Here is a 14,362-nt window from a genome sequence, read left to right as displayed (position 1 = left end):
ATGAAAAAAAAATATGTCATTTTATCTGGTTTATTAGCGTTGACCCTTGCAGCTTGTTCGCAAGAAAAACCGAAAGTTGAAGAAAATACTTCAAAAACAGAACAAAGTACCAAGGAAGAAGGAACTGTGGGTAGCAAATCTCAAACTTCTAGCCAGAAAAAAGCAGAAGTGGTCAATAAAGGTGACTATTACAGCATCAAAGGGAAATACGATGAAATCATCGTAGCAAATAAACACTATCCTTTGTCAAAAGACTACAATCCAGGAGAAAATCCAACAGCCAAGGCAGAGTTGCTCAAACTAATCGCAGCCATGCAGGCTGAGGGTTATCCAATCAGTGACCACTACAGTGGTTTTAGAAGTTATGAAACTCAGGTTAAGCTCTACCAAGACTATGTCAATCAAGACGGGAAGGAAGCAGCAGATCGCTACTCAGCACGACCAGGTTACAGTGAACACCAGACAGGTCTTGCTTTTGACCTTATTGGGACAGATGGTGATTTAGTTACTGAAGAGAAGGCAGCACAGTGGCTCTTGGACCATGCAGCTGACTATGGCTTTGTTGTTCGCTATCTCAAGGGCAAGGAAAAAGAGACTGGTTACATGGCAGAAGAGTGGCATCTCCGCTACGTTGGAAAAGAAGCCAAAGAAATTGCTGCAAGTGGTCTCAGTTTGGAAGAGTACTATGGCTTTGAAGGCGGAGATTACGTCGATTAAAAATGAAAGTTTTCTCTTGCATTTTTAGATAAATAGTGTATAATGGAAAGGTATGTGTAAAGCATACTTGTGGGAGGTAAAAATCTTACATTACCGCCAAAACCACAAAGGAGGATTTAAAAATGGCTAAAAAAGTCGAAAAACTTGTAAAATTGCAAATCCCTGCTGGTAAAGCTACACCAGCTCCACCGGTTGGACCTGCTCTTGGTCAAGCTGGTATCAACATCATGGGATTCACAAAAGAGTTCAACGCTCGTACAGCTGATCAAGCTGGGATGATCATTCCAGTTGTTATCTCAGTATACGAAGACAAATCTTTTACTTTCATCACTAAAACACCACCAGCTGCTGTTCTTTTGAAAAAAGCTGCAGGTGTTGAAAAAGGATCAGGTACACCTAACAAAACAAAAGTTGCTTCAGTTACTCGTGCGCAAGTACAAGAAATTGCAGAAACTAAAATGCCAGATTTGAACGCTGCAAACCTTGAGTCTGCAATGCGTATGATCGAAGGTACTGCTCGTTCTATGGGATTCACTGTTGTTGACTAATCAATAACATCCCAATATAACCCGCAAGACTTCATCATTTCGAGGAGTGACGTGGGAGATGAAAATCGATTGAACCACTTACAAGGAGAATAGAAAATGGCTAAAAAAAGCAAACAACTTCGTGCTGCTCTTGAGAAAATCGACAGCACAAAAGCGTACAGCGTTGAAGAAGCTGTAGCTCTTGCAAAAGAAACTAACTTTGCAAAATTTGATGCAACTGTAGAAGTTGCTTACAACTTGAACATTGACGTTAAAAAAGCTGACCAACAAATCCGTGGCGCAATGGTATTGCCAAACGGTACTGGTAAAACTTCACGCGTTCTTGTTTTCGCACGTGGTGCAAAAGCTGAAGAAGCAAAAGCTGCTGGTGCAGACTTCGTTGGTGAAGACGACCTAGTTGCTAAAATCAACGACGGTTGGTTGGACTTTGATGTAGTTATCGCTACACCTGACATGATGGCTCTTGTTGGACGTCTTGGACGTGTCCTTGGACCACGTAACTTGATGCCAAACCCTAAAACTGGTACTGTAACAATGGATGTTGCTAAAGCAGTTGAAGAGTCTAAAGGTGGTAAGATCACTTACCGTGCAGACCGTGCAGGTATCGTACAAGCTATCATCGGTAAAGTTTCATTTGAAGCTGACAAGTTGGTTGAAAACTTCAAAGCATTCAACGAAACAATCCAAAAAGCTAAACCAGCTACTGCTAAAGGAACTTACGTAACAAGCTTGACAATCACAACTACTCAAGGTGTTGGTATCAAGGTTGACGTGAACTCACTTTAATCAATAAATTTATAAAAACGAGTACAAAAGTGCTCGTTTTTTTGATGATATTTTCATTCTATAAAAAATGAGTTCATTTATATCCTGATGGATCAAGGAAAAGTGCTTTCCTCTTCTTCTTTCACAGAAAATATGGTATAATAGAGAGTAAAAAACTTTGAAAGAAAGAAAAAGATGAATTTAAAAGATTATATCGCAACGATTGAAAATTATCCCAAGGAAGGCATCACCTTCCGTGATATCAGCCCATTGATGGCAGATGGTAATGCTTATAGCTATGCTGTTCGTGAAATCGTTCAGTATGCAACTGACAAGAAAATCGACATGATCGTGGGACCAGAAGCCCGTGGATTTATTGTCGGTTGTCCCGTTGCCTTTGAGTTGGGGATTGGCTTTGCACCTGTTCGTAAACCAGGGAAATTACCACGTGAAGTGATTGCGGCTGACTATGAAAAAGAGTACGGTATTGATACCTTGACCATGCACGCTGATGCCATAAAACTAGGTCAACGTGTTCTCATTGTAGATGACCTCTTGGCGACAGGTGGAACCGTCAAGGCAACCATTGAAATGATTGAAAGACTTGGTGGAGTTGTAGCAGGTTGTGCTTTCTTGATTGAACTTGATGAGCTTAAAGGCCGTGAAAAAATCGGTAACTACGATTACAAGGTACTTATGCATTATTAATGAAAAACAGTCCTTGGGGCTGTTTTCTCTTCATCTGCTATATAAACAAACTATAGCTAGTTAGAGAAAAACTATAATTGAAAACTATATCTTCTTGCAGTATAATAAAAGGACTAAGTGTTTGAGATTTGACTTCAAACACATTCAATTATTTCTAAAAGAGTACAGTTAGGAGAAGGTTATGCCGATTAGAATTGATAAAAAATTGCCAGCTGTTGAGATTTTACGGACAGAGAATATCTTTGTCATGGATGATCAACGTGCGGCCCACCAAGATATCCGTCCCTTGAAAATTTTGATTTTAAACCTAATGCCCAAAAAAGTGGTCACAGAGACCCAGTTGTTACGGCATTTAGCAAATACTCCTTTGCAATTGGACATAGACTTTCTCTATATGGAGAGCCACCGTTCCAAGACGACTCGTGCAGAGCATATGGAGACTTTTTATAAAACTTTTCCTGAAGTCAAGGACGAGTATTTTGATGGGATGATTATCACAGGGGCTCCGATTGAGCATTTACCATTTGAGGAAGTGGACTATTGGGAGGAATTCAGTCAGGTGCTTGAGTGGTCCAAGACCCATGTCTATTCGACCCTTCATATCTGCTGGGGTGCCCAAGCAGGTCTTTATGCTCGCTATGGAGTTGATAAACACCAGATGGAGCAGAAATTGTCAGGCATTTACCCGCAGGATACCTTGAAAGAGGGCCATCTTCTCTTTCGTGGTTTTGATGATAGCTATGTAGCTCCCCATTCTCGTTATACAGAAATCTATAAGGAAGAGATATTAGGAAAAACCAATCTGGAAATCCTCTCTGAGGGAGAACAAGTCGGCGTTTCTATTTTAGCCAGTCGGGATCTTCGTGAGATTTATAGTTTTGGTCATTTAGAATATGACCGTGATACTCTAGCAAAAGAGTATTTTCGTGATTGTGAGGCAGGACTTAATCCTCATATTCCAGAAAATTACTTCAAAAATGATGATGTGAATGAGACACCGTGTCTCTGTTGGTCTTCATCAGCTGCCCTCTTTTTCAGTAACTGGGTTAACTATGCTGTCTATCAGGAAACTCCTTTTGACTGGAAAAAGGTAGAGGACGATGCGGCTTCATTTGGATATTTATAAGAGGAATTATGACATATTTTGACGCTTTTAAATCAGGGAACTTGGTCTTGCCAAGTGCCCTGCTCTTGCATTTTAAGGAACTTTTTCCTTCCAGTGATGATTTTCTCGTCTGGCAATTTTTCTATCTACAAAATACATCTGCTTTGGATGAGCTGTCGCCAAGCCAAATCGCAGAAACTATTGGAAAAGAACTTGCAGATGTCAACCAATCCATTTCAAACTTGACTGAAAATGGGCTACTACAATATCGAACCATTGAACTAAATGGGGAGATTGAACTCATTTTTGATGCTAGTTTGGCTTTTGAACGCTTGGATAGCTTGTTGGATAGTCAAACTCCAGCTGCAACTGCCCCAAATCCTCAAAATCAATTGAAGGATTTGGTTGAGACTTTCCAGCAGGAATTAGGACGTTTGTTAACGCCGTTCGAAATCGAAGATCTTTCCAAGACTGTCAAAGAAGACGGAATCAGGGCAGATTTGATCAAAGAAGCTCTCCGAGAGGCCGTTCTAAATGGCAAACCAAATTGGAAATATATTCAGGCTATCCTTCGGAATTGGCGTCATGAAGGCATCTATTCTGTGGCCCAAGTGGAAGCTAAACGAGCTGAGAGAGAAGCAAACAATCCTAAACAAGTTCAAGCTTCAGCCGATTTTCTCGATGCCATGAATTTGTGGCAAGATTAGTCGCTTGAAAAATATTGAAAATTAGAGTAAGGTTTGCAAGCTCCTTATAAATATGATAAAATAATAGAAAATAAAATGAAAAAAGAGGTATGTGAAATGTCACGTAAACCATTTATCGCTGGTAACTGGAAAATGAACAAAAATCCAGAAGAAGCAAAAGCATTCGTTGAAGCCGTTGCCTCAAAACTTCCTTCATCAGACCTTGTTGAAGCTGGTATCGCAGTTCCTGCACTTGACTTGACAACTGTTCTTGCTGCTGCTAAAGGTTCAAACCTTAAAGTTGCTGCTCAAAACTGCTACTTTGAAAATGCAGGTGCTTTCACTGGTGAAACAAGCCCACAAGTTTTGAAAGAAATCGGTACAGACTACGTTGTTATCGGTCACTCAGAACGCCGTGACTACTTCCATGAAACTGACGAAGATATCAACAAAAAAGCAAAAGCAATCTTTGCAAATGGTATGCTTCCAATCATCTGTTGTGGTGAGTCACTTGAAACTTACGAAGCTGGTAAAGCAGCTGAATTCGTAGGTGCTCAAGTATCTGCTGCATTGGCTGGATTGACAGCTGAACAAGTCGCTGCATCAGTTATCGCTTATGAGCCAATCTGGGCTATCGGTACTGGTAAATCAGCTTCACAAGACGACGCACAAAAAATGTGTAAAGTTGTTCGTGACGTTGTAGCTGCTGACTTTGGTCAAGAAGTTGCTGACAAAGTTCGTGTTCAATACGGTGGTTCAGTTAAACCTGAAAACGTTGCTTCATACATGGCTTGCCCAGATGTGGACGGAGCTCTTGTTGGTGGAGCATCACTTGAAGCTGAAAGCTTCTTGGCATTGCTTGATTTTGTAAAATAATCTAAGTTATTCCAGACAGACAGTCAAAAAGTACTAGGTGACTTTGACTGCCTGTCTTGTTTTTACTTGGGGCATTCTTGTGAAAAGGAATTTTTTAGATTATGAAAGTTCCTTAGGGAAGGAAAGGCGTGCGGATGCGCGCTCTTTTCTGTATCAAAAAGTTATGAAAGGAGGAGTTATGCTCTATATTTGGTCTTATTTGAAAAAATATCCCAAGTGGTTATTCTTGGATTTCTTTGGCGCGGTTTTCTTTGTTATCGTCAATCTTGGACTGCCAACTGTTCTGGCTCGGATAATTGATGAAGGTGTGAACAAAGGAAATGAGCATCAATTGTATGTTTGGGCTGCAATCATGCTGGTGATTATCCTAGTTGGAACCTTGGGGCGTATAGTCTTAGCCTATGCTGCTAGTAACTTGACGACCCATATGGTCAAGGATATGAGGGATGATCTCTATGCCAAACTACAAGAGTATTCTCATCATGAATATGAAAAGATAGGAGTATCTTCACTGGTTACTCGTATTACCAGTGATGCCTTTGTTCTCATGCAGTTTGCAGAACAGACCTTAAAACTGGGTGTCATCACCCCCATGATGATGCTATCTAGTATTTTAATGATATTTTTGACCAGCCCGTCATTGGCTTGGATAGTAGCTTTTGCAGTACCTTTCTTGGCCGTGGTGGTCATTTATGTAGCGGTCAAGACGCGACCTCTGTCAGAGAAGCAGCAGGCTACCTTAGATAAGATAAATCAATATGCCAGGGAAAACCTGATGGGGCTCCGCGTCATCCGTGCCTTTGCTCGTGAGGAGTTTCAAGAGGAGCGCTTTGCAGGGCAAAATGCGGTCTATGCAGCTAATTCCAATCGTCTGTTTAAACTAACTGGTCTGACAGAACCCTTGTTTGTTCAGATTATCATTGCCATGATTGTGGCTATTGTCTGGTTCGCTCTGGACCCTATCAAACAAGGAAGCTTGCAAATTGGGGACCTGGTGGCCTTTATCGAATATAGTTTCCACGCCCTCTTGTCCTTCCTTTTCCTATCCAATCTCTTCACCATGTATCCTCGTACAGCCGTTTCGAGTGAACGGTTGAAAGAAGTCATGGACATGCCGATTTCCATTGATCCCAATGAAGGAGGTGTTAGAGAGACAGCAACCCATGGCTATTTGAAATTTGAAAATGTCACCTTTGCCTATCCTGGTGAGACGGAGAATCCTGTTTTGCACAACATTTCGTTCTGCGCCAAACCAGGTGAAACCATTGCCTTTATCGGTTCGACCGGATCTGGAAAATCCTCTCTTGTGCAATTGATTCCCCGTTTTTACGATGTTACCCTCGGGAAAATCAAAGTTGATGGTGTCGATGTGAGGAATTATAGACTTAAGTCTCTTCGTCAAAAGATTGGATTTATCCCACAGAAGGCTTTACTCTTTACAGGAACCATCGCTGAGAATATTCGCTATGGGAAGGAAGATGCCAGTCACAAAGACCTACATCAGGCAGCGGATGTGGCGCAAGCCAAAGATTTTATCGAAAGCCGAGAAGAAGGCTTTGCGACCCATCTAGCTGAAGGCGGAAGCAATCTTTCTGGGGGACAGAAACAACGCCTATCAATTGCCAGAGCTGTTATAAAGAATCCTGATATCTATATTTTTGACGATTCTTTCTCAGCCTTGGATTATCGCACAGATGCTATTTTACGCCGTCGTCTCAAGGAAGTCACGCAGAATGCTACGGTTCTAATTGTCGCTCAACGTGTCGGAACCATCATGGATGCGGACCAGATTATCGTTCTTGATAAGGGAGAAATCGTGGGTCGCGGTCGCCATGAGGAATTGATGGAGACAAATGACATCTATCGTGAAATAGCTGAGTCGCAGTTGAAAAATGCATCTCTTACAGAAGAATAGGAGGAAATATGAAAACACAATCTAGTTTGGCTCGTTTGTGGAGCTATTTAAAAGCCTACCGTTTTTCTGTTTTCTTTGCAGTCTTTCTAAAAATTTTGAGTGTGATCATGAGTGTCTTGGAGCCTTTTGTCTTGGGGCTAGCCATTACGGAGTTGACAAAGAATCTCTTAGATATGGCTAATGGTCTTGCAGGTGCTGGTATCAATACTGGCTACATCGGAACTGTTTTAATCATTTACCTCTTTAGAGGTCTCTTGTATGAACTTGGGTCTTATTATTCCAACTATTTCATGACCAATGCGGTCCAGTCTATGACCCAAGATCTGCGAAATGAAATGACTGAAAAGATCAATCGTATCCCTGTATCCTTCTTTGACAAACACCAATTTGGTGATTTGTTGGGGCGCTTTACCAGTGACGTTGAGACAGTGTCCAACGCTCTTCAACAGTCTTTCCTCCAAATTGTCAATGCCGTTCTGACGATTGTCCTCGTGATGGGAATGGTTTTATACTTGAACTTTCAACTGGCTATAGTGGTGATTCTATCCATTCCAGTGACCTATTTTGGTGCCAGAAGCATCCTGAAACGTTCTCAGCCTTATTTTAAAGAACAGGCAGCTATTTTAGGACGGATGAATGGCTATGTGCAGGAAAATCTCACAGGTTTTAATGTCTTGAAGCTCTATGGTCGTGAGGAAACTTCTCATAAAGAATTTTCTAAGATTACAGACGACCTCCAACGTGTTGGCTTTAAAGCCAGCTTTATCTCTGGGCTCATGATGCCAGCCCTTCATGCTGTATCGGACTTGACCTATCTGATCGTTGCAGTTCTTGGTGGTTTGCAGGTTATTGCAGGTCGTTTGACAGTAGGGAATATGCAGGCCTTTGTTCAGTACGTTTGGCAGGTTAGCCAGCCTATCCAAAACATTACACAACTTGCGGGTCAAATGCAAAGTGCCAAGTCTTCGTTAGACCGCATCTTTGACATCTTGGATGAGACAGAGGAAGTCGAGGGAGAAGAACTCGAAATCCTTGAACCCTTAACAGGTCAGGTGACCTTCAAGCAGGTTGATTTCCAGTATGTTGAAAACAAACCATTGATTCGAGACTTTAATCTAGAAGTTCAACCGGGAGAGATGGTAGCGATTGTAGGTCCGACTGGAGCTGGTAAAACAACCCTGATTAATCTACTCATGCGTTTTTACGATGTTACAGCAGGTGCAATCTTGGTTGACGGGCAGGATATCCGTCAGTTGTCACGACAAGACTACCGCCGTCAGTTTGGGATGGTCTTGCAGGATGCTTGGCTTTATGAAGGTACTATCAAAGAAAACCTACGTTTTGGAAATCTTGACGCCAGTGATGAGGAAATAATAGAAGCTGCCAAAGCAGCAAATGTAGACCACTTTATTCGAACTCTTCCTGGTGGTTACAATATGGAGATGAATCAAGAGTCCAGCAATATTTCCCTCGGGCAAAAGCAACTCTTGACCATCGCGCGTGCTCTCCTAGCCAATCCTAAAATTCTCATTTTGGATGAAGCGACTTCCTCTGTTGACACCCGTTTGGAACTCTTGATTCAAAAAGCCATGAAACGGTTGATGAAGGGGAGAACCAGCTTTGTCATCGCCCATCGTCTCTCGACCATTCAAGAAGCGGATAAGATTCTCGTTCTTAAAGATGGACAGATTATTGAGCAGGGAAATCATGAAAGCTTGCTCCAAGAAAAAGGCTTCTATTACGACCTTTATCAAAGTCAATTTTCGAGTAAATCCGATCAAGTCAGCTAATAAAATAAGGCTAGATTTTTCTTAAATTATCAGTCTATTGCAACTTTTCTCAGATAGTACACTTTCCTTGCTATTGTTTTCTGGGAGTAGTATACTTGTATTATAGCTACTGTGAAGTGGTTATAAAAAAATGAAAAGAGGTAAGAAATATGGTTGAATTGAAAAAAGAAGCAGTAAAAGACGTAACAACATTATCTAAAGCAGCGCCAGTGGCATTGGCAAAAACAAAGGAAGTATTGAACCAAGCAGTAGCGGACTTGTATGTGGCTCACATTGCCCTTCACCAAGTTCATTGGTATATGCGTGGCCGTGGCTTCCTGGTATGGCATCCAAAAATGGATGAATACATGGACAGTCTTGATGGCTATCTTGACGAAATTAGCGAACGTTTGATTACACTTGGTGGGAAACCATACTCTACTTTGACAGAGTTCCTTCAACACAGTGAAATCGAAGAAGAAGAAGGAGAATTCCGTAACGTTGAAGAAAGTTTGGAACGTGTTCTAGCGATTTACCGCTACCTCATCACTCTTTTCCAAAAGGCTTTGGATGTGACTGACGAAGAAGGTGACGACGTTACAAACGATATCTTTGTTGGGGCTAAGGCTGAACTTGAGAAAACAGTTTGGATGCTTACAGCAGAACTTGGACAAGCTCCTGGTTTGTAAGATATAGTTGCTACCCCTGTTATCATGAGGTGCTTGATAAGTACCCATGAACAATCATCTTTTAAAAGTCATGTAACTGTAAAAAGTTGCATGATTTTTTGTTTGCTGGACTTAGGACACATTGTCAAAAGTAGGATTTTACGGTATAATAGTTGCTGTGCGAGAAATTTTGATTTTCAAAAAATAGTGAAATGTTATAAGGAGAACCCATGAACAACTTACCAAATTGTCCAAAATGTAATTCAGAATATGTCTACGAAGATGGAAGTCTCTTGGTCTGTCCAGAGTGTGCCTATGAGTGGAATCCTGCAGAAGTTGCAGAAGTAGAAGAAGGTGTTGTTGCTATCGATGCCAATGGAAATAAATTGGCTGACGGCGATACTGTAACCCTTATCAAGGACTTGAAAGTAAAAGGTGCGCCAAAGGATTTGAAACAAGGAACTCGTGTCAAAAATATCCGTATCGTAGAAGGTGACCACAACATCGACTGTAAGATTGATGGTTTTGGAGCTATGAAACTCAAGTCAGAATTTGTTAAGAAAATCTAGCCATGAAACTGAATTATAAATTTATCTTTTATAGTCGTGTGCTCTTGTTCTTAGCGGCATTTACAGGAGTTTATTTGGAGATTACCAAGCACGGTGGCTTTGGTATGCTCCTTTACTACACTGTGTTGTCTAATCTTTTGGTAACGATTTTCACGGGCTATTTGCTCCGTGTGATGAGCCGTTCAGGTGAAAATTGGCAAAGTCCGACCTTGCTTCGTCTCAAGGGTGGCGTTACCATGAGTATAATGATTACCTGTGTGATTTACCATTTTATGCTTGCTCCGATTGCGACAGACTTTTACCGTGTGGAAAATTTCCTTTGCCACTATATCGTTCCACTTTGGTTTTTAGCCGATACCCTCTTCTTTGATAAACAGGGTCAATACAAGATCTGGGATCCAGTCTTGTGGACCATCTTGCCCTTGGTTTATATGATTTTTGCCTTGTTTAACGGCTTGGTCTTAAAACTCAATATTCCGAATTCCAAGGACAATCCCTTCCCTTATTTCTTTTTAAATGTGAACAAGGGTTGGGACGTGGTTATCAAATGGTGTTTGATTATCTTTGTGGCCTATATGGTTGCAGGCTTTATCTTCTATCTGATCAAGCAAATCAAGCGAAAATAGTCTTCCTATAAGGGAAATTAGGACGGAGTCTCTAGTTCAATCGGGCTCCTTCTTTTCTTGTCATCTTCCTTTTAAAAGGATCAACAGTGAGAAATATACAGAAAGAAAATCCATGAAACAATTTTTAGAACGGGCTAGTATTTTGGCCCTCTCTCTCGTTTTGATTACCTCCTTTTCCATATCAAGTGCTCTGCCAGCCATGTTTGACTATTATCAAGGCTATCCCAAAGAACAAATCGAGCTCCTAGTCAGTCTCCCTTCTTTTGGGATTATGATTATGCTAGTCTTAAACGGGGTGCTAGAGCGTTTGTTTCCTGAGCGACTTCAGATTAGTCTGGGACTTCTCATCCTCTCTATCGGTGGAACAGCTCCTTTCTGGTATCAGGATTACAACTTTGTCTTTGCGATGCGGATTTTATTTGGCTTGGGTGTTGGGATGATCAATGCCAAGGCTATTTCCATCATCAGCGAACGCTATCATGGAAAGACACGGATCCAGATGCTGGGTCTCCGCGGATCAGCAGAAGTTGTCGGGGCATCGATTTTGACTCTAGTGGTTGGTCAACTCTTATCCTTGGGATGGACAGTGACTTTCTTGGCTTATAGCGCTGGATTTTTAGTTTTGATCCTTTATTTGCTCTTTGTCCCTTATGGGAAAGAAAAAAAAGAAGTCAAGAAAAGAGAGGCCGAAACGACTCGTTTGACAGGACAGATGAAAGGCTTAATTTTTCTATTGGCTGTCGAAGCAGCAGTTGTTGTCTGCACCAACACAGCTATCACCATTCGTATTCCTAGTCTGATGGTGGAAAGAGGTCTAGGGGATGCCCAGTTATCTAGTTTGGTTTTAAGTGTCATGCAGTTGATTGGTATCTTGGCAGGTGTGAGTTTTTCTTTCTTTATCTCTCTGTTTAAAGAAAGGTTGCTCCTTTGGTCAGGTATCACCTTTGGATTGGGACAGATTGTGATAGCTTTGTCTCCGTCATTGGGTATGATGGTAGTAGGAAGTATTGTGGCAGGTTTTGCCTACAGCGTAGCCTTGACCACAGTCTTTCAGCTTCTTTCTGAAAGAATTCCGGCTAACCTCCTTAATCAGGCAACATCTTTTGCAGTGCTAGGATGTAGTTTTGGTGCTTTTACGACACCATTCGTACTGGGAGCTGTCGGTATGGTCACTCAAAACGGGATGCTGGTCTTCACCGTTCTAGGATGCTGGTTAATAGTGACTTCCGTATTTGTCATGGTTTCTCTTCGAAAGAAAGCTTAGGATTGATTTCCTAAGTTTTTCTTTTTGGGAATTTTGTACCCAGACAATTATTGTTTTTTAAACTTGTTTGCAGTCTTATTTCTTGATAAAATAAGACTTATGACAAGATATAAAGCTGTAATTTCCTATGATGGCTATGCTTTTGCTGGCTTTCAGCGTCAGCCCCATGCGCGGAGCGTTCAGGAGGAAATCGAAAAAACGTTAACGAGACTCAATAAAGGGCAAGCCATCACTGTTCACGGTGCTGGTAGGACTGATAGTGGGGTCCATGCTCTGGGACAGGTTATTCATTTTGACCTGCCCTATCAGATGGATGAGGAAAAACTCCGTTTTGCTCTGGATACCCAGTCGCCTGAAGATATCGATGTAATCTCGATGGAGATTGTGGCAGATGATTTTCACTGTCGTTACGCCAAGCATAGCAAGACCTACGAGTTTATCGTGGATAGAGGGCGACCCAAAAATCCTATGCGCCGTCACTATGCTACTCACTTTCCCTATCCTCTCGATGTGGAACGCATGCAGATGGCAATCAAAAAGCTAGAGGGAACCCATGATTTCACCGGTTTTACAGCATCTGGAACCAGTGTAGAGGACAAGGTTCGGACCATTACAGAAGCGAGTTTAACAGTCGATGAGACAGGCCAATTTTTGACCTTTACCTTTTCTGGAAATGGTTTCTTGTATAAGCAGATTCGCAATATGGTGGGGACGCTGCTCAAAATTGGAAATAATCGAATGTCAGTTGAGCAGATTGACCTGATTTTGGAGAAGAAGGACAGACAGCTTGCAGGTCCCACTGCAGCACCGAATGGCTTGTATTTAAAGGAGATTCGTTATGAGGAATAATCGTATTTTAGCACTTTCTGGAAATGATATTTTTAGTGGTGGAGGTCTGTCAGCTGATTTGGCTACTTATACCTTGAATGGCTTGCATGGCTTTGTAGCAGTGACTTGTTTGACGGCCTTGACAGAAAAAGGCTTTGAAGTTTTCCCTACGGATGATACTATTTTCCAACATGAGTTGGATAGTTTGCGTGATGTGGACTTTGCGGGGATTAAGATTGGTCTTCTCCCTACTGTCAGTGTGGCTGAGAAAGCCTTGGATTTTATCAAACAACGCCCAGGAGTGCCTGTGGTATTGGACCCCGTTTTAGTCTGCAAGGAAACGCACGATGTAGCTGTCAGTGAACTCTGCCAAGAGTTGATTCGCTTTTTCCCTCATGTCAGTGTGATTACGCCAAATCTTCCTGAAGCAGAATTATTAGCTGGTCAGAAGATTAAAACCTTGGAAGATATGAAAACTGCAGCGCAGAAATTGCATGAATTAGGAGCGCCAGCAGTCATTATCAAGGGAGGCAATCGCCTTAGTCAGGACACGGCTGTGGATGTCTTTTATGATGGACAAAATTTTACAGTTCTAGAAAATCCCGTCATACAAGGCCAAAATGCCGGTGCAGGTTGTACCTTTGCATCAAGCATTGCCAGTCACTTGGTTAAAGGTGATGAACTTTTACCAGCAGTAGAGAGCTCTAAGGCTTTCGTTTACCGTGCTATTGCACAAGCAGATCAATATGGAGTAAGACAATATGAAGCAAACCAAAACAACTAAAATCGCCCTTGTATCTCTTTTGACAGCCCTTTCTGTGGTTCTAGGTTATTTCTTAAAAATCCCAACACCAACAGGCATTCTAACTCTCTTAGATGCGGGTGTCTTCTTTGCAGCCTTCTACTTTGGTAGTCGTGAAGGGGCTGTCGTTGGAGGACTAGCAGGTTTCTTGATTGACCTCTTATCAGGCTATCCACAGTGGATGTTCTTTAGCTTGGTAAACCATGGCTTGCAGGGATTTTTCGCAGGATTTAAAGGGAAATCTCAGTGGCTAGGCCTTATCTTAGCTACTATTGCGATGGTAGGAGGCTACGCCTTGGGTTCAACTTTGATGAATGGCTGGGCAGCAGCCCTACCAGAAATCCTACCAAACTTCCTGCAAAATATCGTGGGAATGGTTGTAGGGTTTGTGCTTAGTCAAAGTATTAAGAAAATTAAGTAAAGCGGCTGGAGAAAAGTTCTAAAAATCAGAAAAACGCATAATATCAGGTGTTGAGAAAACTTGATATTATGCGTTTTATTGTGGGAAGATTTTCG

The 14,362-nt window shown here is 41.8% G+C and carries 16 protein-coding genes; all 16 read left to right on the top strand.

Features of this window, described 5'->3' with window-relative positions:
- The 16 genes from ldcB (at position 1) to D8862_RS05620 (ending at position 14,267) form a co-directional block, all read left to right on the top strand.
- The gene (gene ldcB, locus D8862_RS05695) at positions 1-717 is read left to right on the top strand and encodes an LD-carboxypeptidase LdcB/DacB (RefSeq protein WP_125449208.1); all 717 of its coding nucleotides are present in this window, start codon (positions 1-3) and stop codon (positions 715-717) included.
- 122 nt (positions 718-839) lie between these two features.
- Positions 840-1,265: a 50S ribosomal protein L11 gene (gene rplK, locus D8862_RS05690; protein WP_001085805.1), complete on the top strand. Its 426-nt coding sequence runs from the start codon at positions 840-842 to the stop codon at positions 1,263-1,265.
- 96 nt (positions 1,266-1,361) lie between these two features.
- Positions 1,362-2,051 (top strand): 50S ribosomal protein L1, encoded by a 690-nt coding sequence (gene rplA, locus D8862_RS05685; RefSeq protein WP_045614410.1) that lies wholly within the window; start codon positions 1,362-1,364, stop codon positions 2,049-2,051.
- Between the two features lie 174 nt (positions 2,052-2,225).
- On the top strand, positions 2,226-2,738 hold the full coding sequence (locus D8862_RS05680; protein WP_125449206.1) for an adenine phosphoribosyltransferase: 513 nt from the start codon (positions 2,226-2,228) through the stop codon (positions 2,736-2,738).
- A gap of 181 nt (positions 2,739-2,919) precedes the next feature.
- Complete coding sequence (metA, locus tag D8862_RS05675; protein WP_125449204.1) at positions 2,920-3,864, top strand: homoserine O-acetyltransferase MetA; 945 nt, start codon at positions 2,920-2,922, stop codon at positions 3,862-3,864.
- Positions 3,865-3,872: 8 nt separating this feature from the next.
- Complete coding sequence (locus tag D8862_RS05670) at positions 3,873-4,550, top strand: DnaD domain-containing protein (RefSeq protein WP_125449202.1); 678 nt, start codon at positions 3,873-3,875, stop codon at positions 4,548-4,550.
- 96 nt (positions 4,551-4,646) lie between these two features.
- Complete coding sequence (gene tpiA, locus D8862_RS05665; protein ID WP_125449200.1) at positions 4,647-5,405, top strand: triose-phosphate isomerase; 759 nt, start codon at positions 4,647-4,649, stop codon at positions 5,403-5,405.
- Between the two features lie 178 nt (positions 5,406-5,583).
- A complete protein-coding gene (locus tag D8862_RS05660) occupies positions 5,584-7,320 on the top strand; it encodes an ABC transporter ATP-binding protein (RefSeq protein WP_125449198.1) in 1,737 nt (578 codons plus the stop codon).
- An 8-nt stretch (positions 7,321-7,328) separates the two neighbouring features.
- Positions 7,329-9,110, top strand: coding sequence for an ABC transporter ATP-binding protein (locus D8862_RS05655; protein ID WP_125449196.1), 1,782 nt, complete (start codon positions 7,329-7,331; stop codon positions 9,108-9,110).
- A 149-nt stretch (positions 9,111-9,259) separates the two neighbouring features.
- Positions 9,260-9,778 (top strand): Dps family protein, encoded by a 519-nt coding sequence (locus D8862_RS05650; RefSeq protein WP_084971555.1) that lies wholly within the window; start codon positions 9,260-9,262, stop codon positions 9,776-9,778.
- 209 nt (positions 9,779-9,987) lie between these two features.
- Positions 9,988-10,326, top strand: a complete 339-nt coding sequence (locus D8862_RS05645) for a zinc ribbon domain-containing protein YjdM (protein WP_001061600.1) — start codon at positions 9,988-9,990, stop codon at positions 10,324-10,326.
- A 2-nt stretch (positions 10,327-10,328) separates the two neighbouring features.
- Positions 10,329-10,952, top strand: a complete 624-nt coding sequence (locus tag D8862_RS05640; protein ID WP_125449194.1) for a Pr6Pr family membrane protein — start codon at positions 10,329-10,331, stop codon at positions 10,950-10,952.
- Between the two features lie 112 nt (positions 10,953-11,064).
- A complete protein-coding gene (locus tag D8862_RS05635; protein ID WP_125449192.1) occupies positions 11,065-12,216 on the top strand; it encodes an MFS transporter in 1,152 nt (383 codons plus the stop codon).
- Positions 12,217-12,315: 99 nt separating this feature from the next.
- Positions 12,316-13,065, top strand: a complete 750-nt coding sequence (gene truA / locus D8862_RS05630; RefSeq protein ID WP_125449190.1) for a tRNA pseudouridine(38-40) synthase TruA — start codon at positions 12,316-12,318, stop codon at positions 13,063-13,065.
- A complete protein-coding gene (locus tag D8862_RS05625; protein ID WP_125449188.1) occupies positions 13,055-13,828 on the top strand; it encodes a bifunctional hydroxymethylpyrimidine kinase/phosphomethylpyrimidine kinase in 774 nt (257 codons plus the stop codon). Before truA ends, D8862_RS05625 begins: the two co-directional genes overlap by 11 nt.
- Positions 13,806-14,267, top strand: coding sequence for an ECF transporter S component (locus D8862_RS05620; protein ID WP_000814969.1), 462 nt, complete (start codon positions 13,806-13,808; stop codon positions 14,265-14,267). Before D8862_RS05625 ends, D8862_RS05620 begins: the two co-directional genes overlap by 23 nt.
- Positions 14,268-14,362: the final 95 nt, after the last annotated feature.

The sequence above is a fragment of the Streptococcus oralis genome (assembly GCF_003942585.1).
GTDB classification, from domain to species: Bacteria; Bacillota; Bacilli; order Lactobacillales; family Streptococcaceae; genus Streptococcus; species Streptococcus oralis_BE.
This window is presented reverse-complemented; position numbering and strand designations above follow the sequence as displayed.